The organism is Mesorhizobium neociceri, assembly GCF_013520985.1.
Classification (GTDB): Bacteria; Pseudomonadota; Alphaproteobacteria; order Rhizobiales; family Rhizobiaceae; genus Mesorhizobium; species Mesorhizobium neociceri.
Genome location: NZ_JACDTY010000014.1, coordinates 146,679 through 169,774, shown reverse-complemented (window position 1 = coordinate 169,774; position 23,096 = coordinate 146,679). Strand labels below are relative to the sequence as shown.

General features: G+C 60.0%; 23 protein-coding genes and 2 pseudogenes. 16 read left to right on the top strand and 9 right to left on the bottom strand.

The window, feature by feature from the left end:
* Positions 1–37: 37 nt before the first annotated feature.
* From H0241_RS24995 to H0241_RS24965, 7 genes are all read left to right on the top strand, one after another.
* Complete coding sequence (locus tag H0241_RS24995) at positions 38–973, top strand: carbohydrate ABC transporter permease (protein WP_181060491.1); 936 nt, start codon at positions 38–40, stop codon at positions 971–973.
* Positions 966–1,871, top strand: a complete 906-nt coding sequence (locus tag H0241_RS24990; RefSeq protein WP_181060490.1) for a carbohydrate ABC transporter permease — start codon at positions 966–968, stop codon at positions 1,869–1,871. Before H0241_RS24995 ends, H0241_RS24990 begins: the two co-directional genes overlap by 8 nt.
* A gap of 82 nt (positions 1,872–1,953) precedes the next feature.
* On the top strand, positions 1,954–3,060 hold the full coding sequence (locus H0241_RS24985; protein ID WP_181060489.1) for an ABC transporter ATP-binding protein: 1,107 nt from the start codon (positions 1,954–1,956) through the stop codon (positions 3,058–3,060).
* A gap of 22 nt (positions 3,061–3,082) precedes the next feature.
* Positions 3,083–3,850, top strand: coding sequence for an SDR family NAD(P)-dependent oxidoreductase (locus H0241_RS24980; protein ID WP_181060488.1), 768 nt, complete (start codon positions 3,083–3,085; stop codon positions 3,848–3,850).
* Positions 3,847–4,857 (top strand): sugar phosphate isomerase/epimerase family protein, encoded by a 1,011-nt coding sequence (locus H0241_RS24975; protein ID WP_235984457.1) that lies wholly within the window; start codon positions 3,847–3,849, stop codon positions 4,855–4,857. Before H0241_RS24980 ends, H0241_RS24975 begins: the two co-directional genes overlap by 4 nt.
* The gene (locus H0241_RS24970) at positions 4,857–5,669 is read left to right on the top strand and encodes an SDR family NAD(P)-dependent oxidoreductase (protein WP_181060487.1); all 813 of its coding nucleotides are present in this window, start codon (positions 4,857–4,859) and stop codon (positions 5,667–5,669) included. Before H0241_RS24975 ends, H0241_RS24970 begins: the two co-directional genes overlap by 1 nt.
* A gap of 229 nt (positions 5,670–5,898) precedes the next feature.
* Entirely contained in the window at positions 5,899–6,738 is an 840-nt protein-coding gene (locus tag H0241_RS24965; protein ID WP_181060486.1) for an SLC5/6 family protein, read from the top strand.
* Between the two features lie 198 nt (positions 6,739–6,936).
* Here the strand turns inward: H0241_RS24965 and gloA2 are convergent, their stop codons facing one another.
* A complete protein-coding gene (gene gloA2, locus H0241_RS24960) occupies positions 6,937–7,320 on the bottom strand; it encodes an SMU1112c/YaeR family gloxylase I-like metalloprotein (RefSeq protein ID WP_181060485.1) in 384 nt (127 codons plus the stop codon).
* Between the two features lie 280 nt (positions 7,321–7,600).
* Positions 7,601–8,311 (bottom strand): annotated as a pseudogene (locus tag H0241_RS24955) (mechanosensitive ion channel family protein); the annotation flags it as partial.
* Positions 8,312–8,639: 328 nt separating this feature from the next.
* On the opposite strand from H0241_RS24955, the gene H0241_RS24950 reads away from it, so the two are divergent.
* Entirely contained in the window at positions 8,640–9,275 is a 636-nt protein-coding gene (locus tag H0241_RS24950; protein WP_181060484.1) for an outer membrane protein, read from the top strand.
* On the opposite strand, the gene H0241_RS24945 is transcribed toward H0241_RS24950, so the two are convergent.
* Positions 9,272–9,850, bottom strand: coding sequence for a GNAT family N-acetyltransferase (locus H0241_RS24945; RefSeq protein ID WP_181060483.1), 579 nt, complete (start codon positions 9,848–9,850; stop codon positions 9,272–9,274). The genes H0241_RS24950 and H0241_RS24945 overlap by 4 nt on opposite strands.
* Positions 9,851–10,036: 186 nt before the next feature.
* Positions 10,037–10,250, bottom strand: a pseudogene (locus H0241_RS24940) (hypothetical protein).
* A gap of 312 nt (positions 10,251–10,562) precedes the next feature.
* On the opposite strand from H0241_RS24940, the gene H0241_RS24935 reads away from it, so the two are divergent.
* From H0241_RS24935 to H0241_RS24920, 4 genes are all read left to right on the top strand, one after another.
* A complete protein-coding gene (locus H0241_RS24935) occupies positions 10,563–11,918 on the top strand; it encodes a selenium-binding family protein (RefSeq protein ID WP_181060482.1) in 1,356 nt (451 codons plus the stop codon).
* Positions 11,915–12,286: a 2Fe-2S iron-sulfur cluster-binding protein gene (locus H0241_RS24930; protein ID WP_181060481.1), complete on the top strand. Its 372-nt coding sequence runs from the start codon at positions 11,915–11,917 to the stop codon at positions 12,284–12,286. The genes H0241_RS24935 and H0241_RS24930 overlap by 4 nt, the downstream gene beginning before the upstream one ends.
* A gap of 5 nt (positions 12,287–12,291) precedes the next feature.
* Positions 12,292–12,741 (top strand): CoA-binding protein, encoded by a 450-nt coding sequence (locus H0241_RS24925; RefSeq protein ID WP_181060517.1) that lies wholly within the window; start codon positions 12,292–12,294, stop codon positions 12,739–12,741.
* A 310-nt stretch (positions 12,742–13,051) separates the two neighbouring features.
* Positions 13,052–13,942, top strand: coding sequence for an ankyrin repeat domain-containing protein (locus H0241_RS24920; protein WP_181060480.1), 891 nt, complete (start codon positions 13,052–13,054; stop codon positions 13,940–13,942).
* Between the two features lie 43 nt (positions 13,943–13,985).
* Here the strand turns inward: H0241_RS24920 and H0241_RS24915 are convergent, their stop codons facing one another.
* Both H0241_RS24915 and H0241_RS24910 read right to left on the bottom strand, forming a co-directional pair.
* Complete coding sequence (locus H0241_RS24915; RefSeq protein WP_328824820.1) at positions 13,986–15,215, bottom strand: NAD(P)-binding domain-containing protein; 1,230 nt, start codon at positions 15,213–15,215, stop codon at positions 13,986–13,988.
* Between the two features lie 58 nt (positions 15,216–15,273).
* A complete protein-coding gene (locus H0241_RS24910) occupies positions 15,274–15,831 on the bottom strand; it encodes an OsmC family protein (RefSeq protein ID WP_181060479.1) in 558 nt (185 codons plus the stop codon).
* A 240-nt stretch (positions 15,832–16,071) separates the two neighbouring features.
* Between H0241_RS24910 and H0241_RS24905 the strand changes: the two genes are divergently transcribed.
* Positions 16,072–16,269 carry a hypothetical protein gene (locus tag H0241_RS24905; RefSeq protein WP_181060523.1) on the top strand — a complete coding sequence of 66 codons (198 nt, stop codon included), beginning with the start codon at positions 16,072–16,074 and terminating at the stop codon, positions 16,267–16,269.
* Positions 16,270–16,460: 191 nt separating this feature from the next.
* On the opposite strand, the gene H0241_RS24900 is transcribed toward H0241_RS24905, so the two are convergent.
* Together H0241_RS24900 and dgt are read right to left on the bottom strand one after the other, a co-directional pair.
* Positions 16,461–17,264, bottom strand: a complete 804-nt coding sequence (locus H0241_RS24900; protein WP_181060478.1) for a hypothetical protein — start codon at positions 17,262–17,264, stop codon at positions 16,461–16,463.
* Positions 17,234–18,649 (bottom strand): dGTP triphosphohydrolase, encoded by a 1,416-nt coding sequence (gene dgt / locus H0241_RS24895; RefSeq protein ID WP_181060477.1) that lies wholly within the window; start codon positions 18,647–18,649, stop codon positions 17,234–17,236. Before dgt ends, H0241_RS24900 begins: the two co-directional genes overlap by 31 nt.
* 702 nt (positions 18,650–19,351) lie before the next feature.
* Here dgt and H0241_RS24890 point away from each other — a divergent pair.
* Genes H0241_RS24890 through H0241_RS24880 form a run of 3 tightly spaced genes read left to right on the top strand, consistent with a single transcriptional unit; the run spans position 19,352 to position 21,956 of the window.
* Positions 19,352–20,677 (top strand): nucleoside 2-deoxyribosyltransferase, encoded by a 1,326-nt coding sequence (locus H0241_RS24890; protein ID WP_181060476.1) that lies wholly within the window; start codon positions 19,352–19,354, stop codon positions 20,675–20,677.
* Positions 20,674–21,297 (top strand): 7-cyano-7-deazaguanine synthase, encoded by a 624-nt coding sequence (locus H0241_RS24885; protein WP_181060475.1) that lies wholly within the window; start codon positions 20,674–20,676, stop codon positions 21,295–21,297. The genes H0241_RS24890 and H0241_RS24885 overlap by 4 nt, the downstream gene beginning before the upstream one ends.
* Positions 21,297–21,956: an HhH-GDP family DNA glycosylase gene (locus tag H0241_RS24880; RefSeq protein ID WP_210285058.1), complete on the top strand. Its 660-nt coding sequence runs from the start codon at positions 21,297–21,299 to the stop codon at positions 21,954–21,956. The genes H0241_RS24885 and H0241_RS24880 overlap by 1 nt, the downstream gene beginning before the upstream one ends.
* Positions 21,957–22,082: 126 nt before the next feature.
* On the opposite strand, the gene H0241_RS24875 is transcribed toward H0241_RS24880, so the two are convergent.
* A complete protein-coding gene (locus H0241_RS24875; protein WP_181060474.1) occupies positions 22,083–23,066 on the bottom strand; it encodes a substrate-binding domain-containing protein in 984 nt (327 codons plus the stop codon).
* Positions 23,067–23,096: the final 30 nt, after the last annotated feature.

Here is a 23,096-nt window from a genome sequence, read left to right as displayed (position 1 = left end):
CCATCCCGGTCCGCGCCCTGCCAGTCCCGTGCTCTGAATGTCCAATCACGACCTGATCCTGTCGGTCCCAGCGCCCGCCCGCCCCTGGCGGGAGCGGCTGGGCTCCGCAGTGCCCTTGCTGGTGCTCGGCCCATCGCTTGTGGCGAGCTTCGTCTACGTCTTCGTGTTCACCGGCTGGACGCTCTACATCTCACTGTCGAACTCCTCGCTGCTGCCGACCTACGGCTTCGTCGGCCTGGACAACTACGCGTCACTCTGGGCGAACCGGCGCTGGAACATCGCCTACACCAACCTCTTCTTCTTCAGCGGTTTCTACATTGTCGGCTCGATGGCCGTGGGACTGCTGCTGGCGATCCTGATCGACCAGCGGGTGCGCGGCGAAGCGGCCTGGCGCACCATCTTCCTCTATCCGCTGGCGGTCTCCTTCATCGTCACCGGCACGGTCTGGAGCTGGCTCTACAACCCGGTCGACGGCATCCAGGCGCTGGTGCGCGGTTTCGGCTGGACGAATTTCAGTTTCGCACTCGCCAGCGACCGGCATTATGCGATCTACGCAGTGATCATCACCGGCGTCTGGCAGGCCTCGGGCTTTGCCATGGCGCTCTTCCTGGCCGGTCTGCGCTCGGTGGATCAGGACCTCGTCAAGGCCGCGCAGATCGATGGCGCATCAGCCTTCCGCATCTATCGCAAAGTGCTGCTGCCGACGATCGCGCCGATTTTCCTGGCGGTCGCCGTCATCCAGATCCAGTTCGCCATCAAGACCTTCGACCTGGTGGCGGCCCTCACCAAAGGCGGCCCGGGAATCTCGACCACCTTCCCGGCCATCTATGTCTATGACCTGATGTTCCAACGCGGCCAGATCGGCGAAGGTGCTGCTGCGGCCATCATGATGCTTGCCGCTCTTGCCGTGGTGCTGGTGCCCTATTCGTTCTGGGTGGTCTGGCGCCGGCGCAAGGAAGCCGGCCATGGCTGACGTCTCACTGGACCAGTCGCTCGATCATCGCGCCGCCACGGTTGCGGCGCGCAGGCATTTCCTCACCCGCTTCGTCATCTACGGGCTGCTGGTGATCTTTGCGGCGATCTACCTGATCCCGTTGCTGGTCGTGGTGCTGAATTCATTCCGCGACCAGCAAGAGATCGCGCGCAACGGGTTGATCTCGCTGCCACGCAGCTTCCGCCTCGAAGCCTGGGGCCAGGCCTGGAGCAGCTATTGCATCGGCGGCACCTGCGAGGGCATGCAGCGCAACTTCTACAACTCCCTGAAAATGACGATCCCGGCGACGATCATCTCGACGTCGGTCGGCGCGATGAACGGCTACATCCTGTCGAAATGGCGCTTCAGGGGTTCGGAAGCGCTGTTCACCTGCATGCTGCTCGGTGTCTTCATTCCAGGCCAGATTTCGTTGATGCCGTGGGCGTTCATCCTCGGCAATCTGGGCCTCAGCAATTCGGTCTACGGGCTCGTCCTCATCCACGTAATCCAGGGCATTTCGTTCACCACTTTGTTTTGCCGCAACTACTATGTCAGCATCCCCGACGATCTCATCAAGGCGGCGCGCATCGACGGCGCGGGCTTCTGGCGCATCTTCCGCAAGATCATTCTTCCCCTCTCCTCGCCGATCCTGATCGTCACCGTGATCTGGCAATTCACCGGCATCTGGAACGAATATCTGTTCGGCGTCGTCTTCACCTCCGGGCAGCAGCAGCCGATCACGGCCGCGCTCGTCGCGCTGACGGCGAGCGGCACGAATGTACGCGCCTACGATGTCATGAGCGCCGCTGTGCTGATCGGCGCGCTGCCGCCGCTGCTGATCTATCTCTTCGGCGGCAAGTATTTCGTCCGCGGCCTGACCCAAGGTGCGATCAAGTGAGCCGCGATCAAATGAGGCGCGATCAAATGAGCGGAGCGTGTCTCATGTCGCCGATCGCCCCGTCCCGGAAGAAGAGCATCGCATGTCGACATTGACCATCCGATCCCTGCGCAAGAATTTTGGCGCGGTCGAGGTGCTGAAGGGCATCGATCTCGAGGCGCAGAACGGCGAGTTCATCGCGCTGGTCGGACCGTCCGGCTGCGGCAAGTCCACCTTGCTGGCGATGATCGCCGGGCTGGAATCTGTTACCTCCGGCGAGATCCGCATCGACGGAAGGCTGGTCAATTCGGTGGCACCGAAGGACCGCGACATCGCCATGGTGTTCCAGTCCTACGCGCTCTACCCGACGATGACGGTGCGCGAGAACATCACCTTCGGCATGGAAAGCCGCCGCGTGCCGAAGCCGCAGCAGGACGAGGCGGTCAAGCGGGTTGCCGCTTTCCTGCAGATCGAGCCGCTGCTTGGGCGCAAGCCCGGACAGCTCTCGGGCGGCCAGCGCCAGCGCGTCGCGATGGGCCGGGCGCTGGTGCGTGATCCGAAACTGTTCCTGTTCGACGAGCCGCTCTCCAATCTCGACGCCAAGCTGCGCGTCGACATGCGCACCGAAATCAAGAAGCTGCATCACCGCGTCGGCAAGACGACGGTCTACGTCACCCACGATCAGGTCGAGGCGATGACGCTAGCATCGCGCATCGCCGTGATGCATCAGGGCGAGGTCCAGCAATTCGACGAGCCGGCCACGATCTACAACCGTCCGGCCAACATGTTTGTTGCCGGCTTCATGGGTTCGCCGGCGATGAATTTTCTGCCGGCCGAACTGAGCGAACAAGGCGGTCGCCCCGTCGTTGCCTTGCAGAGCGCCGATGGCAAGACGGCCAGCCTGCCGATCGTCCAGGCGCTTCCATCCACTACACCGCGACAGCTCGTGCTCGGCATCCGGCCGGAGCACATCTACCGCTTCGATCCCGATCTTGCGCGCCGCAAACCAGGCATCGCGCAAATCGATGCCGTGGTCGAACTGGTCGAGCCGACAGGTGCCGAAACCATGGCCGTCCTGCGCCTGGGCGGCAAGGAGATCACCGGTCGTTTTGACCCCGACGGCACGCCACGGATGGGTGAGACGGTGACGCTCGGCATCGACATGGCGCGTGCGTGCCTGTTCGACCCGACGACCCAACGCCTGATCTGACCTGATCTGAAAGAGTTCCGCCTTGTCCTTCGCCACCTATCCGAGCCTGACTGAGCGTGTCGTGCTGATCACCGGCGGCGCGTCGGGCATCGGCGCCGACACGGTCCGCGCCTTTGCCGCCAATGGCGCTCGCGTCGCGTTTTTCGATCTGCAGCAGGAGGCCGGCGATGCGCTTGCGCGCGAACTCGCCGCCACGGCGCCGCAAGCGCCGCTGTTCCTGCGCTGCGACGTGACCGACATCCCTGCCCTCCAGGCCGCGATCGCCACGGTGCGCGACCGCCTCGGACCCGTCGCGGTGCTGGTCAACAACGCCGCCGACGACAATCGCCGCTCTGTCGCCGACATCACGCAGGCGACCTGGGACCACGCCCAGGACGTCAACCTCAGGCACCACTTCTTTGCCGCCCAGGCGGTGCATGCGCACATGAAGGAATTGGGCTTTGGTTCGATCGTCAATTTTTCCTCGATCGCCTGGCGTTTCGGCGCGGCGGAGATGGCGCCCTATGCGGCGGCCAAGGCTGCGGTGATCGGGTTGACCTTCGCGCTGGCGCAGGCGTTTGGCCCCGACAACATCCGCGTCAACGCCATCGAGCCGGGCGCCGTCATCACCGACCGGCAACGGCAGCTCTGGTTCAAGACTCAAGGTGCGGTCGACAAGGTCGTGCAGCGCCAGATGATCCGCAGGGTCCTGCTCGGCGAGGAGATTGCGCGCACGGTGCTGTTTCTTGCCGCCGACGACAGCCGCATGATCACCAAGCAGTCGATCACCGTGGATGCCGGCCTGCGATGACAAAGGATCGCTTCATGCTCGAGGTCGGCCTGAACCCCTACGGCCTGACCTATCATCTCGGCCTCCAGGGCCGCGGCACGCCACGCGCCAATCCCCAGCCTGCGGGGCTGGAAGGGTTCATCGCGCTGGCGACCGAACTCGGCGCACAGGTGCTGGAGATCTGGGTGCCATGGCTGACGGAACTTTCCGACGAAGCGGTGATCGCGCTGCGCGAACGGCTCGCCGGCCTTGGCATCACACCGATCGTCAGCGGCGGCCTTCTCGTGGGTGAACCGCTTGACGATGCATTTCGGGCCGCACGCCTGCTCGAGGCCAAGATCATCCGGACGGCGCTGACGCCGGTTCTCTGTGGCGACCGCAACGCCGCCGGCGAAAAATGGAGCGAGTACGCCGGCATCATTCGAGAGCGATTGAGAGAGTGGGGTGCCCGCGCGATCGCCGAGGGCTATGTCGTTGCCATCGAAAACCACCAGGATTTCACCAGCGGGGAAATCGTCGATTTCTGTGACCTTGGCGGCGAAGGCGTCGGCGTCACCTTCGACACCGGCAACACATTCCCGGTCGGCGAAGCGCCGCTCGATTTTACGCGGCGGATCGCACCTTACGTCCGCCATGTCCACCTCAAGGATTACCGCGTGCAGTTCACGAGCGAGGGCTACCGGCTGGTCCGTTGTGCCATCGGCGATGGTGCGGTGCCGTTTGCCGAGCTGTTTGCAATTCTCGACCAACACCACGATCGCATCACCGCCGTTCTCGAACCGGGCGCATTGGAGGCGCGGCATGTCCGGTTTCTTCGCGACGACTGGTGGCACGGCTATCCCGAGAAGACGGCACGCGAATTTGCAGCCTGCCTGGCGGCGGCGCAGCGCAACCGGCTGCCCGACGATGCCGACTACCGCACCCCCTGGGAGCGCGAAGACGACGTTTCACTGGTTTCCTATGAGCTCGACATGATCCGGCGCAGCGCCGCCAACATGCGCAACCTTGGTTTAGCGGAGAAGATCTGATGACGATACGTGAACTCGATGGATTGACCGCCTTCGTCACCGGCTCCGGCCGTGGCCTCGGCCGCGTCATGGCCGAGCGCCTGGCGGAACTCGGCGCCAATGTCGCGATCCACGACATGGATGAAACAGCGCCGGCCAAATATGGCGAGTTCGCCAATCTCGGCGAAGTGGTCGAGCGCCTGAAGCGGCATGGGACGAAGGTCACGTCGGTGACCGGCAACATCGGCGACCAGAAGGCGGTGGCCGAGATGAAGCGCAAGATCGAGGCCGATCTCGGCGACGTGCATGTGCTGGTCAATTGTGCCGGCGGCGACATCGGCGCCAAGGGCGGCAAGCCGAACCCGAACAACGCGCTGGACATCGAACTGGACGACATCCGCGTGCTCACCGAGAACAATCTGATCGGCACGATGCTGGTCTGCCAGGCCTTCGTGCCGCCCATGAAGCAGCGCGGCGGCGGCTCCGTCGTCAACATCGCGTCGGCGGCCGCACATCTCGGCTGCTCGCCCGAGGTCGTCTACTCCACGTTGAAGGCCGCGGTCGTGCATTACACGCGCTGCCTCGCCAAGGAACTGATCGACGACGGCGTGCGCATCAATGCGGTCAGCCCCGGCGCCACCAAGACGGCCCGCTTCCAGGCGACCCGCGTGGTCGATCCGGAGCGCATGGATTCGAGCAGGAGATCGCTGAACCGCTATGCCGAGCCGGAAGAGATCGCCGAGGCGGTGGCCTTTCTCGCCGGCCCCCGCGCGCGCTTCATCAACGGCCAGGTCCTCCGCGTCGATGGCGGGTTTACGATCTTTCCGGGGTGAAGGGCCGTCGCCCGGCTGCCGAATGAACTGATGCCCATCGATTGCGCAGAACGGTCCCACCACCGCATCGGCCCCTTGGGTATGGACGAATCCACTCATGCGCAATATGGATGGGGATATGGTCTGCCGTGGCGCTTTCGCGCTGAGGCAGGCGACGTTCGTTCAATGACGCTGCGCCGGGCGCCTTTGACGCCGCCCTGCAAAAGTGTCGACATCGGGGGACCTGGTCATGACTGACGACAACAAGCCGGCCGCAGACGTTACCAAGGATTGGCAAGCATCGCAGGGCCAGAAGGCCGGCGCCACGCGGCTGCGCCTTTTTGCAGCGCTCTCGTGGATCATTGCCATTGGCGGCGAGATCGCCGGGATTGTCTTGCTCTACAAGCACAAGTTCGACCACGGAAACCTGCCGCTGCTGATCGGCATTCTGGTCGGCATCGCGATATTTGCCATCGCCGGCAGCCTGCTTTGGAAGGCGGCCAACAGGAAGGACCCGGCTCGCGCATCCGACACATTCAGGTTCTTCGTCCAGAACCAGCTCGGCGCGATCATCACGCTGATTGCCTTCCTGCCGCTGGTTCTGCTGATCCTCAACGACAAGAACATGGACCCGAAGAGCAAGAAAGTTGCCGGCGGCATCGGCGCCGTGCTGGCCGTGGTTGCGACGCTGATCGGGGTCAGCTACCAGCCCCCATCGGTCGAGCAGTACACGCAGGACATGAACGCGTGCGCGACCCAGATCAAGGCGGGGCAGCCGACCACAGCCTGTTCGCCCGAAGTCGCCGCCCAGGCGCAGGCGATCGCCACCGACTCCACCACGGTGGCTGACGCAACGAAGGACGCGGCACACCCCGCCGGCCAGGATGTCGTGTACTGGATCGCGCCTGAAAACGGCGCCGCGAAGTCCGACACGGAGCATGTCTTCCACCTCTGCGCGGCCGTGAGCCCGCTAAAGGACAAGACCGTGAACAGCGGCTCGGTGACGGAAGCCTACGCCCAGAACGCCATCCGCATCACCAAGCAGATCGAGATGGAACAGAAGCAGTGCGGGTTTACAACCACGCCGTGAACCGGCCAGCGTTCTGGCGTGCCGAGGGGAGTGCGCCAAAGCGGACCAGACTGTAGTTGTCTAGCGTTGACGTGCGGCTCCCAGGCACGGAATGCTTACTTGCAGAGCTGAACGCAACGTAGGCAGGCGGCGGCTCGCTAAATCCCTGGCAGTGGCGTTCCCACATCCGATGACATGGTCGCGAAAGCTAACTGTTCCTTATGGGGCTTCGTAGAGTTCCAGCGGCAATCCATCTGGGTCTCTGAAAAAGGTAAACCGTTGGTCTGTATATGGGTCGATGCGGATTGGCTCAACGGCAACGCCGGCGGCTTCCAGGCGCACAATCACGGGATCAAGATTCGCCACGGCAAATGCCAGATGTCTCAGGCCTGTCGCCTCTGGATGGGACGGCCGCATCACTGGTGCGGGGAAGGAGAACAATTCCAGCTGGACGGACCCGATCCGCAGATCCGCCTTCCATGACTGCCGTTCTTCCCGATAGACCTCCCGGATCAGTTCGAGGCCGAGGAGTTCGACGTAGAACCGTCGCGACCGGTCGTAGTCGGTGCAGATGAGCGCGACGTGGTGAATGGCGTTCAGCATGCTACGAACTCTAGCCAAGCCGGCATTTGAGGCCAAGGTTACAATCGGGTATGCGGCACTTTGTTGATGTTCGCGAGGGTCGCCTCGTCCATACGGATTTCATCTGCGTACATCTCTGAAGGCTGCAAATTGAAATATCTAAGAATCCCGCGAGACAAGTTGGAGGCCTGGATTAGCCGGAGTCTAGGTCAGAAGGCTTGCAAACTGGTGGGCACCTGGTAGCGAGAGGACAAGGTGGCCAGTCCGCCTCACCTCTTCTTCCGCATCAACATCGAGAAGATCACTGGTCGTCGTGCCCTCGTCTGACCGGCCCAGCCTCTTTCATGATGACCTCGCGATGCGGATAGGGGATGCTTATGCCGTTTGCCTTGAACGTGTCCCACAGCGCCAGCAGCACCTTGCCGCGCACGTTGGTCAGGCCTTGCTGTGGGTCGCGGATCCAGAAGCGCAGGACGAAGTTCAGCGAGGAGTCGCCGAAGTCCGTCAGCCAGCAGACAGGCCGCCGGTCAGCCTCAACCCGGCCGACGCTGATCGCGGCCTCTATCGCCAGTTCGCTGACCTTGTGCGGATCGGCGTCGTAGGAGACGCCGAAGTTCACGTCGAGGCGCACGAGGTTGTCGCTGAACGACCAGTTGATGACCCTCTGGGTGATGAAGTCCTCGTTGGGGATCAGAAATTCGCGACCGTCGCGCGTCACCACTGAGACGAAGCGCCCCCGCAATTCGCGGATCCAGCCGAAGGTGCCTTCGAGCGAAATCGTGTCGCCCGGCTTGATCGACTTGTCGAGCAGGATGATCACACCGGAGACGAAATTCGAAACAACCTTCTGCAGCCCGAAAGCGAGACCGACGCCAACGGCGCCGGAAAACACCGTCAGCGCCGTCAGGTCGAGACCGACGGCGGAAAGCGCCACGGCGCCGGCCACCAGCACGAGGCCGATCTTTGCGACCTTGCCGACGAGGACGCGGATCGATGGTGTCAGTTCCTCGGAGAGGCGAGGCGGCCGCCTTCCTCGACAGCCTGGCAATCCCTCTGGGCGCGGTTCGTACCATGCGAGGCGATTTGATTGTGGATGCGCTGGATGACGGTGTCAGCTTTTGGGAATCGGCGCCGGTGATTTCAACGTCCGAGATAGGGCGCCAAGCATCCGTCCACGATCCGGCGTTCAAATGTCGGTAGCAGGTCGAAGCGTGCGTGAAACCTTGCCAGGCTGATAAAAGCAACGACCGGCTCAGGAGTAACTGTTGGAACAACTGTGACGGGATTGCTACAGTATTTTAATGCCCTGCGTGTAAGGTAGGACCCGGTTGGGGTGATTCATGTTCAAGATTTTCTATGCATCCGTTGCGCTCGTGGCCATCGTCGCGCCAGCCAAGGCGCAAGATGGCAATTGGACCGGCTACTATGCCGGTGCGGAGATCGGTGCCGGATTTTCGCACCCAGGCTTCAGCGGTGGTGGCGTCGTCAGCGGTTCGGACTTCAACGACACTGCGTTTGTCGGCGGCGTTTTCGTCGGTCACGATTGGCAGTCCGGCCAGTTTGTCTACGGCGGTGTGGCGAGTTTTGACTTCCTCGGGTTTCACGAAAAGACGGGCGAAGATCCGATATTTGGCGGCAAGACAAATTCGTATTCTTATGATCTCGATTGGGTTGCCTCGGCCAGAGCACGCGCAGGATTTCTGGCTTCGGACCAGTTGTTGTTATACGGGACCGCGGGTGTTGCGGTCACGCGCGTCAAGACGTCATTTGATTTCTTTTTAGGCGGCGCGGACAGCTCAAACAAGACACGTGTCGGCGGCGCATTTGGCGCGGGTTTTGAATACGCCTTCGCTCCAAAGTGGTCTTTCAAAACGGAATACATCGAATATCTGTTTGACAAGGTCGAGGTAGCGAACTCGGTTGATTTCAAACCACGGCTCGGGACCCTGAATCTTGGGATTTCCTACCGATTCTAGCTCTGCTTACGACCAAAAGATCTCGCGGTTTCGCGGACGAAATCCCTGGTCAGTCCGGGTCCTTCGAATTTGGGAAGCCTGGCCACAGCGCGCACCCGGCTCTTGAACTCATCGATCGTGAGCGCGAAGATCAGCTGGTCGAGCCTTTGGCCTGTCCCGGCATCGAGACGGTGGGACCGCAGTTCACCCTCTTGCCTCAACATTCCAAGTCGGCATGCGGTAACCGCCGCTTGATTGCGGGACAGTGGCTCAAACATCAACTTTTGCATCCCACGTTCGACAAACATGTGCCAGATCAGGAGCGTGACTGCTTCGAACGAAATTTGGAGCCGTCGATGGGCGGTGTCCCCGACGATGAGGTGCAATGATCCGATACGGTGCCTCTGGTCGATCTCCGCCATGATCAAGCCGATCGGCTCGTCGTTGAGCATGCGAATCGCCAGCAAGTTACGCCGTATGTTGTCAAAGCTGCCGACGTAGGAGCGAAACGAATCCAGGCCCATTGTCGTGCCGGGCATATTTAACCCGGCGGCGACGGCTGGATCGCCAAGCCAGCGTGTGAACCGTTCATTCACCTCGCCTTGTCGTAGCGTGCGAATCCGACAATGTTCGCCGAATCGGTCAACCAGTATCGATCGTGGAGCAGCGTTTATTGGCGGAAAGCCTGTGCGCTGGCCAGGTAGAGGCATCTTGGGCATTTGCGGACTCACCTCCCGTTCAAATATGCACTGACTGAGAATTCGAGACGGCGCGCGGCCCTGCTAGTCCGAAAACCTTACGCTCACGCCGCGCTGCCGAAATAAGCCTGCATCAATTTGCGGCCGAGCGGTTGTTCTGCGCCAACTTGGTCGGATCGAACACCGCCTGTTTTATCCCTTCTCGTGCCAGCGCCGCCTTAAGCGTCGCGACATGGGTGTCGATGTCCGCACGGAGCGAGGCATAGATACTTCCGGTCGCCTGGGTCGGTTCGCTCACATCTGTCGTCCTTTGGTTGGTTGGGGCGGCGGCTTAACACAGATTCGCGGCTGCGCCGATACCGATGAGACCGTCAGTGCACAGCGCCTGTACCGCAAACACAACAAGGCCCCTTCCGGGGCCTTGCGTATCAACCTCCGTGGCGGACTCTCTCCGCCCCTCACTTCCCCATCGGGGGCTCTGTCGCCAAGTTGTATGTCACGTGCGCACTTCACAAGCCACCCCGGCCATAGCGCCAATGCCAAGCATGCACTAACATTCCAGCTCGACCCCGTTGGGGCTGGCCAGTGATCTGTTCAAAGGGAAGTACCCATGACCAATCATTGCTGTGGACCGGGCTATGCTTCTCCAGCCGAGGCGATGACGGCACCTCGCGAAAAGCTGCTCTATACGATTGCCATCTACACCGGCACGGGCATTCAGAAGCCGGACTATCTGTGCACCATCGATGTCGACCCGGAGAGTTCGACCTACAGCCAGGTGATTTCGCGTTTGCAAATGCCGGGCATTGGCGATGAGCTTCATCACTCGGGCTGGAATGCCTGTTCGTCGTGCCATGGCGACGCGAGCATGGAGCGGAAATATCTGATCGTGCCGGGTGTGCGCTCGTCAAATCTGCATATTGTCGATTGCGGTACCGATCCGCGCAGCCCGACACTGTTCAAGGTGATAGACGGCGCTGAAATCAAAGCCAGGACCAACCTGTCGGCGCCACACACGGTGCATTGCCTCGGCTCGGACATCATCGTTTCCATGCTTGGTGACGCCCAGGGCAATGCCCCCGGCGGCTATTTGCAACTCAGCAAGGAGTTCGAGGTTGTCGGCCGCTGGGAAAACTCCATGGGCAGTATCAAGTTTGGTTATGATTTCTGGTACCAGCCGCGACACAACGTGATGGTCAGCTCGGAATGGGCCGCGCCCAATACCTTCATGCCCGGCTTTGACCTGGAAGAGGTTGGTCATCTGAAATATGGCCGGGAGATCCATTTCTGGGATTTTGAAAAGAAGGAGCCAAAGCAAACATTCTATCTCGGTGAAGATGGCTTGATCCCACTGGAAGTGCGATTCCATCATAACCCCGACAGCAGTCACGGCTTTGTTGGCGCGGCCCTTTCCGCAAACATCATCCATTGGTGGAAGGACGCGGCGGGTGACTGGCAATGGGAAAAAATTGTCGATGTCGGCAATGAGCCGCATCCCGAATGGCCGATACCAATACCGGGCGTGATCTCGGTCATTCTGCTCAGCATGGACGATAGATACCTCTATCTGTGCAACTGGTTGCATGGCGACATTCGTCAATACGACATCTCGGACCCTCACGACGCCAAGCTTACCGGACAAGTGTGGATGGGCGGACTTCTCGGCCGTGCGCCTGAGGTCAATGGCGTGAAAGTGACTGGCGGGCCGCAGATGATACAGCTCAGCCTCGACGGCAAGCGCCTCTATGTGACGACCTCGCTGTTCTCGACCTGGGACAATCAGTTCTATCCGGAGATCCGCACCAATGGCGGATGCATGCTGATGGTCAATTGCGACACGGAAAACGGCGGCATGGAAATCGATCCGCTATTCGTTGTTGATTTTGGCAAGGAACCAAATGGACCAAGCCGCTGCCACGAAACCCGTTATCCCGGCGGTGATTGCACGAGTGACATCTGGGTATGACCAGCTTCACCATCACTCTCGCCAATCAAGGCGGTGCGGCCTTTGACGTCGACCGGCGCAAGCCCCTCTTGCAAAGCTTGCGCGAGCAGGGCGTGGATCTGCCGTATGGGTGCAAATATGGCGGCTGCATTACCTGTGCTGCCAAGATGATCAGCGGCAAGGTCGATCAAAAGGCACAGCGGGCGCTGAACAACCGCCAGATCAACAATGGCTACATAATCCTCTGCGTCGCCCGCCCGATGAGCGACTGCACGCTGGAGGTCGGCGTTGAGAGCCACGACAAGCTCTATCGCAACCCCTTCCTTGACCCGCTGGCCGCTCATGAATTGAAAGCCGATATTGCGACCCCGTTGGAAGCAAAGAAATGACCCATATGAATCATGATGAGCCCTATTCCGAGGCTTATCTGCAAGACATTCTGAAATCGGTCAAAACCATCGCGATGGTAGGGGCGAGCCCCGACAAGACCAAGTTTTCCTACGGCGTTCTCAGGGTCCTGCACGAAACCGGCTATGACATGATCCCGGTCAACCCCAGTTCCGGTCTGGATGAGATTCGGGGGCTCAAGGTGTACCCATCACTAGCGGCCATCGACCGGCCCGTCGATATGGTCGAGGTTTTTCGCCGCTCCGAAGATCTGTTGGAAGTTGCACAGGAGGCCATCGCAATCAATGCCAAGGTTCTGTGGGGTCAGATCGGGGTGCGCGATGACGCTGCCGCCCGGTTGGCGGAAGAAGCGGGCTTGAAAGTGGTGATGAACCGCTGTCCCAAGATCGAATTGTTCCGCCCGTTCTGGAAGCCGAAGCTGCACCTGGGAATATGACTGCAGTGTGTCGGAATTCGGCGTTGCCGCAGCAAGGCGTGTCGACCGAGTATGACCTGAACCGGTCATTGCTAGCCCGACTTTCGTTCTCAAGGACGTCTGGCGCAACATGCGCTCATGACCCGGATGAGACCTTACAGCCCGTTGCCAGACGGGCCAGTAAGGACATGGCCGGTCTTCCTGAAAACTTTCATTTCTTCAAGGGCTGCCACCTGAGCCATCGATAGGCGTGGCTACGATCAGGCATTCGTGGTATATTTTGCCGGCTTGAAAGCATGACGCATGCTGCGTTTGCCTTGGGAGATGCCAAATGCGCATGCCCTTGCTCTTCATTCCACTATTGCTTGCACACATCCCGATTGCGTCGCATGCCGCCGACATTCACGACGCCGCCATAAACGGCGATGTCGCGGGGATCGCGGCGGCGCTCAATGCAGGCGCCGGCATAGATGAGAGTGATGGGACCGCAACGCCGCTCTACTTTGCGGTCTGGATGGGCCATATCGAAGCGGCAAAACTGCTCATAGAACGTGGTGCCGACGTCAACGCCCAGACGACTTTGGGTCCCCCGCTGATGATGGCTGTGGGGCCAGGCAAGATCGATCTGTTAAATCTGTTGCTGGAGCGGGGTGCAGATCCAAATTCCGACCGTGGCGGCGAATTCGCCCTTCATGTCGCCGTCACTCTCGATTGTTTCGACTGCGTGAAGGCACTGGTCGAGGCCGGCGCGGACGTGAATGCGAAGGCAATGGACGGCAAGACGCCCCTCCATCTGGCAAAAAGCAGGGGGCAACGCGAAGTTGCCGACTATCTCTTGTCGCACGGCGTCGTCTTGCCAACACCAGCCCCAATCTCGATGAAGTTGGCTTCTGCCGATGTCGAGAAAGGCCGAACCTACTTCACCGGCCGGTGTACCAATTGCCACAACGTCGAGCCACAGGGCGGGAACAAAATAGGACCGAACTTGTGGAGCGTCGTCGGCCGCGACAAGGCATCCATGGCAAATATGCGTTACTCCGACACCTTGCTGGGCTGGGAGGGTGTATGGACGTACGAGGATCTGAACAGATATCTCTTCGCGCCCATGCTCACCACGCCGGGCGTCAAGATGGAGACGCCTGGTGTCCCGGACGACACCGAACGGGTCAACCTGATCGCCTACTTGCGCACACTCAGCGACCAGCCGATCCCGCTGCCCTGAATCGATGGTATCTTGTGTAACTACTGCTACGGGCCTGCCTCGGCTAGCCGATTGAATTTTGCCTGAGGTACGATGCCAGATGGTCGCTGAGATCGCGTGCGTCGTCGCCGGCACCGTCGATCAGCGCGGACTTGCGGCGGCGCAGAAACTGCATCCCCATCAGGTACAGGCCCGGATGTTCCGCAACACCGCCGTCGTGGCGGACGTGGCCCTTGCGGTCGAGGACCGGCAGCTCCAGCCAGGAGTAGTCCGGCCGGTAGCCGGTGGCCCAGATGATCGTCCTGATCGTACCTCCGGCGAGATCGAGGCCGAGCGGCGGGTTTTCCTCGACACGGGTCGGCGGCAGGCGATCCGGCGGCCCGACCGTAGCGTCCAGCCCGTTGGCGCGCGCCCATTCGTCGATGAGGTCGAGCAGCCGGGCCATCTTGAGATCGGAAAGCGCGCACATGTTGCGCAACGACCCGGCAAACTGGGCCTTGCCGTCTTCGGTGATGCCAGCGAGACGGCCGATGAGCCTGACGCCGAGGTCGACCAGCGCATTTAGGTCGAGGGTGGTGCGGTCGGGCGTGCCGGCAAGCTGCAGCGAGGGAACCCGTCGCGCCCGCCTGATGTCGTCTACCTCGTCGTAGCGCTCGTCGAGCACGCCGGCAGCGTCCATCCACCATTCCAGGTCCTTGCCGCGATAGACGCGGGGCGCCCTTATGTGCTCGCCCACCGACAGGGTCACTTGACGCCCCGAACGCTGCAGCTCCAGTGCGATCTGGGTGCCGCTGGCCGACGCGCCCGCCACCAGCACACCACCGTCGGCGACCTGACCCGGATTGCGGTAGGACTGCGTCGTCAGCATGGCGACCGACGGCGGCACGCGGACGGCGAAATCGGGCAGGCGCGCGATGTTGCACGCGCCCGACGCCAGCACGACGGTCCGACACCGCCACTCGCCGCGATCGGTGCGCACGAGATATCCCGCTCCGTCACTGCGAACCGAGGTAACGGTCGTATGTGTCCTGACCGGAGCCGAGACCGCCTTGGCATAGTTGCCGAGAAAGTCGATCACCTCAGGCATCGTCCGGTAGCCGTCGGGGTCGTCGCCGTCGTAGCGGAAGCCCGGCAGCCGGCTCTGCCAGTTCGGGGTGAGCAGCCGCAGCGAATCCCATCGCTCGGTGCGCCACGTATGGGCGATCTCGCCGCGCTCCAGCAGCACATGGTCGATGGAGCGCTCCGCGAGGCAGCGGCTCATCGCGAGCCCCGCGTGCCCTGCACCGACGATCACTGTGGTGACGGAACTAATCGCGCCCTCTATCAGGAGAGTCTACGGCTCGAAGTGCCTCTCAATTCACCACGACCGTGACGTTCGTCGGATTGGTGACAATGTCATAGACCGCCGACCGCTTCTGCGACTGAGCGACGATAGCCTCGATGTCCTCGCGCTTGGCGTCGGCGTCGATGTTGTATTTCACCGTGATACCGCTGAAGCCGTTGCGCACGTCGCTGTCGATGCCGAGTATGCCGGCGATATCCATGTCGCCTTCGATGGTCGCCTTCACCGACTTCAACTGGATGTTCCGGTTCTGGGCAACCGCGGCGATGCCGGCGGTCAGGCAACTCGCCAGTCCGACCAGCACGTATTCGACAGGCGTGGCGCCCTTGTCCTGGGAAGCGAAGACCTCCGGATGGTCTGCGTCGAATGTGAAGGTGGTCTTGCGATGCTGATCTTCGCCGAGACCGTAGAAGCTCTCGACCGACGAGTGGCTGTGGGTGCCATCCTTCCATTCGCAGGCCGCACGCCACTTGAACTGCGCCGCCTCCGGGGCGTTGGTAAGTGCTTCTCGTGCGCCGAGCAGCGCCTCTACGTTAACGCCGTTGTTTGCCTGTACTTCGGAAGCCATAATTAATATCCTCCCTACCTTGCACTGGCTCAAAAACCCGACCGATCTCACTGACCTCCCGATCAGATTTCACCATGGCGCGGCATGCTATGGGTCGGGAAGCGTTTCTTCAAGTTGTTTCCGCAGCGGAATGTTCGCCCTCGTGTACCGAGTTGCGCCTTTGCAGGCTCTGGCGCGACCACGACCTTCAGCGTGGTCAATTGCAGTGTCTGCTTCCGGGCGGAGGCAAAGTTCGCCTCTGTGGCCGACATGAGGCGCAAAGCTGCCGTTCTTCGGCATGGCCAGCGTTGCCCCAAAACAAACAAGGCCCTCTGCGCGGCCGTCAGCCCGCTGAAGGACAAGACCGTCAACAGCGGCTCGGTGACGGACGCCCAGAACGCCATCACCAAGCAGATCGAGATGGAACAGAAGCAGTGCGGGTTCACGACCACGCCGTGAATGAGCCTGCGGTTTGGCGCGCGCAGCCGGGTGCGCCTGGGGCATTGCGGCCTAGGCGGTCGGCAACCCCGACTATCTTGGCGGCTTCGATCCGAAAAGAGGGCCTGTGCCTGCAGTGCCGCGAACGAATCTCTCGCGGTTGAACTGCCGCCGTGGCTTTGTGAGACCGTCTTCCTATCAGGTACCGCTATTCAATGGGAGGTTCCTGACACTGCAATGGCCCGATGCCCATGTGCAATCGTCCTCCTTACGTCCTCCCTCGAAAGGCAGTCACGAAGCACGTCGGCTCCCCTGAATGAGGTAACCAGCCCATCCCCATCTTTTCGCCCCTCTTCCGTAATGAGCCTGTCAAAGCCTTGGTCTGTGAGATGGCGCTCGATGAATGATTTGAGCTTGGGCCCCGGTTCCAAGTTCCAGAGCAGCAGACGGCGGACTGCTCGGTAGAGACTACCCGTGACGGACGGATTGGGCTCTAAGCTGATTTCAATCCGCCCGCTACGCAGATGGTCGAGATAACTGTCGGAGCATATAATCCTGCGCTCCTTCAGGTCGTAAAGGATCGCGTCGCAGTCGAAGAAGGTGCAGTGGGCTATGTCTTCGAGTTTGTGAACGCTAGCGTGCCCCGCTCTCCTAGCCCAAGTCGTTTCCAGCGCCCAGAAATCGAGCTTCCAGCCTTCGGCGTAGAACGAGAAGCCACCATATTTGTTGGGTTCCGCTCTGTGTTGTCGGGCGAATCTAGCTACGGCTTCCACATCGCCTTCGATCACTAGGTCGACGTCCGAGTGGAAAGCTTGGCGCCCAGCGCGCGCAAAATCCCTGACCATGCCGCCTACGATGGCAACACGATCGAACTGAAAGAAGAGCCTCGTCAGTACGCGTCGCAGTCTTACGTTGGGTTCCGACGCTTCCCTCCATAGGAAATCGTCTATCCGCCGCTTGATAGCGCGCTTGTCCGTAGCGACCTTCACCCGGGTATTTGCCTTACCTGTGTCCATAGCTTCAACGCAAAGGAATCCGTCATCCCCGACACCATGTCTGTTAGGAGCCTCAGCTCCCTGTATCGGATGGCGGCCGAATCCATTGTATCATAATTCGGCCGGGATGCCTCCTCGATATAGTTCGGGCTAATTAGGGACCAGCCGTATTTCGCTACCGCGCTCGTGCGCCGAGACGAAATATCCAGGAAGTCCTTCCTCTCAGATATGGCGCGCCAGAAGAACGACATCAAGCCGTCAAGAGCGGAAGCGCCGATGGCTTCCACCTTCAAGACCGCAGGGTTGCTAAACGCATGCTTTTTAGCAACGTCCTTCAGCGCTTCGCAAAGAGGTATCGCATCCATCAGCGGCTTCTCATGCCTGAACGCGAAAATCGCTTCGGACGCGTCGAGGAAGGCAGTGCTTGCGCCTTGAATTAGTTCCTCGATGAGGAAGGCCCGAAGATAGCCGATCTTAATGTCTCGGGCGACGTCAGCATCACGACCACCATTGTGGACCTTCTTGAATCGGATGTCCGCTTCGGCAACCGCCCGAGACCCGCTGCTCCTGTTATCGTGCATGAGGATCGTCAGAACGTCGTCAGGCGATATGATCTTCTTCTTCATGACGTCATCTACGTCGAGGATGCTGTAAGCGATGTCATCGCAGGCCTCCATAATCCAGGTAAGCGGATGCCTCTGCCCCTCCGAGAGCCCGGTCTTCGCCCTCACGTCTCGAACGATGTCCCTCTCGGACTCGAAGTATCCCAACTTCTTGTTGGACGCGTGGGTCTCGTCGAGGTTCCCAGCGCTGACCGGATACTTGAGGAGTGCCGCTAGCGTACCTGCGGTCAGATCAAGTCCGACGCGGTCTACGTGGGTCTGCAGCCTGGTTACCAATCGAAGTCCTTGCGGGTTTCCGTCGAACTTGAGGAACTCGTTGTGCAAGGCTTCTACAACCTTTTCCTTGTCGAGCTTCTTCGATCCCTGTTCGGGGCTGCGGTTGTCAAAAATCCACTCCTCTCGGGCCTTGAACCAATTACCGATGGCGGCCTCACCCTGATGCCCAAACGGAGGATTGCCGAGATCATGTGCAAGGCCGATCGAAGACAGAATTGGCTCAACGACATCATGCAAATCCGCGCCGAAAATGTCCGTTCTTTCACCTGCAATCCGCGCGCCTATCGACCGCGCCAAGTTCGCCACTTCGTGCGAATGCGTGAGCCGGGTGCGGACCCCATCGTTGTCATCCATCGGCCAGACTTGCGTCTTGTCTGCTAGCCGCCGGACGGGCGTGGAGAAAAGAAGACGATCATAGTCCTGCTGGAAGGACGATCTCCAGCCGCGCGGATCTCCGTCTGATGAATCTTTCACGCGAAGGCGGCGCGCTGACCAGATCAGGTTCATCATTGACTCCCAGGGTTCTGGGAAGTGCATAGTAGTTGTGGCCCACAAATGAAAGCTCGGCGCGCTGCGATATGACAGGATAGGGATGACGAGGCATGGACGCTAATTATGAAAATAAAAGTCCGAAAGCCGTCTAAAAACGAGCTTAGCGATCGAGGTTTTGCCGACGCATACCGACAACAATGCAATAAGATTGCGAGCACCTCGCAAATGCGAGGATGGCCGGTGCCGGGCAACTTCATCGAAAATAATGGTGTGTATTATCGGAATTAATACTTGATAAGGGTGGTTCGCTGAAGGTAGTCTATTGCAAAACTTGTGGAGGGATTGATGGGCAGCAGTGGATCAGGGCACCTTAGCGACTATTCTGGCAAACCAAAAACGGAGTCCGGCAGTGGATCGTCCGGCGGTTCCAGTGGCTCAGATAAGTGCGGTGAAGCATTCACCGCGAGCCTCGAAGATGTAGCAAGCCACGACTACTACGTGAATCACGGCTCCGCACCTGCGGTTGGCACCCCGCTTACGGTTGAAGTCAGGGGTCGGGTGGTAGCTGTTTCAGGTACGGAGTCGGTTGGATCGCTACCCACGCGGTTCAACTATCTTGCACGTTGTCTGCAGGACGGCTTCACATATACGGGTATCGTGACCGCATCCTCAAACGGTACCAATCCTCAAGTACAAGCCGATTTTGTGGCCGGCTAGATGCCAGGGACCATACTGATCGGTGAGGTCACGGTTGACTTCACAATGCCGACGCGCGCCACCGACGCAAAGGTGCGACTTGGCGGCGTCGTACATGCAGCACGAGGCTTGTGGGCTAGTGGCCAAGACTACGCCGTCGGGGCATTCTGCCCGGCGTACCTGGTCGAACAAGCGCAGAATTACCTGACCCAGCACGGGTGTCGGGATTTTGTCCTCCTCGGGGAGGTAACCGGTGCACCCAACGTAATCGCAATTGCTGACGTAAGAGAGGTAGGGCACCAAGGGTACGAAGACATCCTGCGTGGCGAGAGAAAAATTGTTCTAAGCGGCGACCACATCGATTTGAAGCGGTTCGACACCATCGTCATCTTCCCAGGAAGCTACGATTTGGAAGGTGTGATCAATCAACTCAGGCCAGGTGCTCGCGTCACGATTGATGCCGCCTACGATGTAGATGGCGCGGACACTCTCAGCTCGCTTACGGGTCGTATCGACTCTATAGTAATCTCGACATCCTCAGACTTGTTCGCAAAGCTTGCATCGAGCGAAATCACTCCGTTATTAGATTTGGCTAAGAGCGTTGGAGCAAAGCATCTGCTCCTGAAAGAGAACCGCGGAGGCAGTAGGCTATTCGACCTCGGAACCGATCGTATCGAGTATATTACCGCTACACTAGACGTCACGACGAACTCGGTGGGTGTTGGAGACGTCTTCACCGCAGTATTTGGTAGTTTCGACGGCAGCGCCAGGGACGCTGCTTGGCGGGGCATGCAAGTTGCGACGGTCTATTCTCAGACTACATGGCCGGACGATCTTCAACGCGACGTCAAGCGAGAACTCCGGATGCCAGTTGAGGTCGTTCGCGAATTAGGCGGCGTCACTTTACCGTGGCATGCGCGTCCGGGTCTGCAGATTTACCTAGCCGCACCAGATTTCTCATACAAAGATCACAAAGAGATCAGCGCTGCAGTTGCGGCGCTCGAATACCATAATTTCCGAGTTAGAAGGCCAGTCAAGGAGAACGGAGAAGCCGACCGCGAAGCACCCGTCGAGTCCCTCTCGTCCTACTACTTTAATGATGTTCAGTTGCTCCGAGAATGTGCAGCAGTTTTTGCGATACCGATCGAACGGGATCCAGGAACACTGGTCGAGATTGGCCTTGCAATAGAGATGGGAAAGCCAGTCGTTACCTTCGACCCTCGCGAAGAGAACCGGAACACAATGGTAATTATGGGAAGTGCCGCTTATTCATTCGATCTCGACGTTTGTTTAAACGGCATGTTTGATACCTTATCGAAGCTCCAGAGGGACGACACTCGTAAATGACCAAGAAAGTGATGCTTCTCGCATCGGGTGGCTTGGACTCAACGACCGTTGCTTTCGGGCTGCATGCGGAAGGAACGGACGTGACCCCGCTATTCTTCGACTACGGGCAACACTGCGTCGAGACCGAGTGGAGCCGGGTGAATGAAGTTCTACCCGCAGATATGAAGCGCCCTGAGCGTGTTGACCTTTCGGACCTTTTTCGTGGATCGAAATCGCGACTGATCGTTGAGGCCGACCTCTGGAAGGACAATGTCCGCGATGATGACCTTTACATCCCTTATCGTACCCTTTTGTTCTACGCTGCTGCTGCTGCAAGAGGGCAAACACTCGGTATCCTCGATGTCTACACGGGCTTCATCAATAGCAACCACGCCAAGGAAATCGACTGTACCGCCGAGTTTATGAATAAGCTTGACGGCCTCACCGACGCCATCGGACCGGTGCGGTTTACGTCACCCTTTCGATACTCATCAAAGACAGAAGTCGCCCAAGAGGCCATTCGCCTCGGAGTTCCCATCGGTAGGACATTCTCCTGCCAAGCATCTAGCAAGCTGCCCTGCGGAGCTTGCCCAAACTGTGTGGAGCGCCTAGGAGCGCTTCAGCAAACGGGACTACTATAGTGACTCGATCTCCGCCGGACCGGCTTGAACTTTTGAAGGCGGCACGCCGTGTAGCGGACTTGGCATCAACGCAAGGCGTCCCAACTACCTATGATGTGCGACGCACAACTTATGAACACGCCGGAGCCCTTCTCGCGGATGCCGTGCTACAGGCGGGGCTTAGCTACCGTTCGGTGGTCATGCCGCGCGTTGGGCGTATTCTGAAAGAGTTTCCGGATGCGGATCGAGTAAGTGCGCTCATCTGTCTCGTTAAGAAGGGCTGCACTGCGCATCTCCTCGACTGGCAGCACTCGACCAAGGTGGAGCGCTTCGAGCATCTGGTCGTATTTCTCCATAAGGCAAAAATGGACACCACAGAGGACATTCGCACGGCGCTCAAATCTGACGCGTTCTGCGCCGACCTCCTATTGTTGGATGGAGTAGGTCCTAAGACGATCGACTACATGGCTTGCCTGGTAGGGATCGAGTCGATTGCTGTTGATCGTCACATCAGAACTTTTGCTGCGCGAGCGGGAGTCAATAACGGCGACTACGACTTCCTGAAGAACGCGTTCTGCTACGCAGCCGATCTACTTTCCATTTCTCGGCGAGAATTCGACGCATGGGTGTGGTCCCGCGAAGCTCGACAAGAGTCGCCACAGTTGACTCTCGTCTTCTAATAGGATCACGCGGCGGGGTATCTCCTATCGGTCAACCCAGCCTTTTGTCGGCCATTAGTTCCCGAACAAGCAAGGCCCCTCACGGGGCCTTGCACATCAACCTCAATGCCGGGCTCTACCCGCCCCTCACTTCCCCATCATCTGCTTAGCATTCTCAGCCGTGATCGCAGTCGTTTCCACCGTCACGGTCGTGTCCACCGACGTCGCGCAGTCGAGCAGGATCTTTTTCGACATCTCGATCGCTTCCTTGGCACCCGTCGGGTAGGTGAAGGTCGCGGCCCAGTCGCCTTTGGCGACGGCCTCGATGCCGCCGGCCGGGCCAGGCAGGCCGTCGGTGCCGATGATCTTGACGTCCTTGCCCGCGCCCTTGGCGGCGAGCAGCGCGCCGGCGGCCATCATGTCGTTGGAGGCGTAGAGCACCTTGATGTCGGGGTGCGCCTGCAGCATGGCGGCGAAGGCGACCTGGGCTTTGTCCGGCACCCAGTCGGCGGCCTGCTCGGCCACGATCTGGATCTTCGCATTCCCCTTCACGCCTTCCTTGAAGCCATTCAGCCGCTCCACCGCCGGCGTCGAGCTCGGCAGGCCCTCCAGCACCGCTGCCTCGCCGCCATCGGGCAGCAGGGTCTTGGCGGTATATTTGCCGGCTTCCTCGGCGATCTTGAAATTGTCGCCGCCGATGAAGGCGGTGTAGTCCTTGCCAGGGTCGCCGACCGTCTTGCGGTCGAGCTCGATGACCGGGATGCCGGCATCCATGGCGCGCTTCACCGCCGGCGTCAGCGGCGCAGCCTCGAAGGGCGAGATCAGCAGGATGTCGACCTTCTGGGTGATGAAATTGTCGACCTGCGAGGTCTGCGTGTTGACGTTGCCGGCGCCGTCGGCGATCTGCAGCGTGAAGCCAGGCACTTCCTTGGCCGCCGCCTCCAGCTCGTCATTGACGTGCTGGCGGTAGGGCTCGGCATTGTTGGCCTGCGAAAAGCCGATGATGAACTGGCCGTCCTTGGCGCATGCTTTCACCATCGGGTCGGCGGCATAGGCAGAGCCTGCAATGCACAGGCCGGCGCCGGCCAGAAGCACGGCCTTGAGGGTCGATGCTCTTGTAGTCGTTGTCATTACTCTCTCCTCCTCGTCGGGCCGGGGGGC

What these genes read in the sequence shown, in the direction of transcription:
- H0241_RS24970 (WP_181060487.1), top strand. Translation starts at nt 4,857, where the DNA reads ATGACGATACGTGAACTCGATGGATTGACCGCCTTCGTCACCGGCTCC.
- H0241_RS24930 (WP_181060481.1), top strand. Translation starts at nt 11,915, where the DNA reads ATGACCAGCTTCACCATCACTCTCGCCAATCAAGGCGGTGCGGCCTTT.
- gloA2 (WP_181060485.1), bottom strand. Translation starts at nt 7,320, where the DNA reads ATGCTGAACGCCATTCACCACGTCGCGCTCATCTGCACCGACTACGAC.
- H0241_RS24990 (WP_181060490.1), top strand. Translation starts at nt 966, where the DNA reads ATGGCTGACGTCTCACTGGACCAGTCGCTCGATCATCGCGCCGCCACG.
- H0241_RS24985 (WP_181060489.1), top strand. Translation starts at nt 1,954, where the DNA reads ATGTCGACATTGACCATCCGATCCCTGCGCAAGAATTTTGGCGCGGTC.
- H0241_RS24935 (WP_181060482.1), top strand. Translation starts at nt 10,563, where the DNA reads ATGACCAATCATTGCTGTGGACCGGGCTATGCTTCTCCAGCCGAGGCG.
- H0241_RS24890 (WP_181060476.1), top strand. Translation starts at nt 19,352, where the DNA reads ATGCCAGGGACCATACTGATCGGTGAGGTCACGGTTGACTTCACAATG.
- H0241_RS24920 (WP_181060480.1), top strand. Translation starts at nt 13,052, where the DNA reads ATGCGCATGCCCTTGCTCTTCATTCCACTATTGCTTGCACACATCCCG.
- dgt (WP_181060477.1), bottom strand. Translation starts at nt 18,649, where the DNA reads ATGAACCTGATCTGGTCAGCGCGCCGCCTTCGCGTGAAAGATTCATCA.
- H0241_RS24885 (WP_181060475.1), top strand. Translation starts at nt 20,674, where the DNA reads ATGACCAAGAAAGTGATGCTTCTCGCATCGGGTGGCTTGGACTCAACG.
- H0241_RS24910 (WP_181060479.1), bottom strand. Translation starts at nt 15,831, where the DNA reads ATGGCTTCCGAAGTACAGGCAAACAACGGCGTTAACGTAGAGGCGCTG.
- H0241_RS24925 (WP_181060517.1), top strand. Translation starts at nt 12,292, where the DNA reads ATGAATCATGATGAGCCCTATTCCGAGGCTTATCTGCAAGACATTCTG.
- H0241_RS24965 (WP_181060486.1), top strand. Translation starts at nt 5,899, where the DNA reads ATGACTGACGACAACAAGCCGGCCGCAGACGTTACCAAGGATTGGCAA.
- H0241_RS24975 (WP_235984457.1), top strand. Translation starts at nt 3,847, where the DNA reads ATGACAAAGGATCGCTTCATGCTCGAGGTCGGCCTGAACCCCTACGGC.
- H0241_RS24900 (WP_181060478.1), bottom strand. Translation starts at nt 17,264, where the DNA reads ATGGACACAGGTAAGGCAAATACCCGGGTGAAGGTCGCTACGGACAAG.
- H0241_RS24950 (WP_181060484.1), top strand. Translation starts at nt 8,640, where the DNA reads ATGTTCAAGATTTTCTATGCATCCGTTGCGCTCGTGGCCATCGTCGCG.
- H0241_RS24875 (WP_181060474.1), bottom strand. Translation starts at nt 23,066, where the DNA reads ATGACAACGACTACAAGAGCATCGACCCTCAAGGCCGTGCTTCTGGCC.
- H0241_RS24995 (WP_181060491.1), top strand. Translation starts at nt 38, where the DNA reads ATGTCCAATCACGACCTGATCCTGTCGGTCCCAGCGCCCGCCCGCCCC.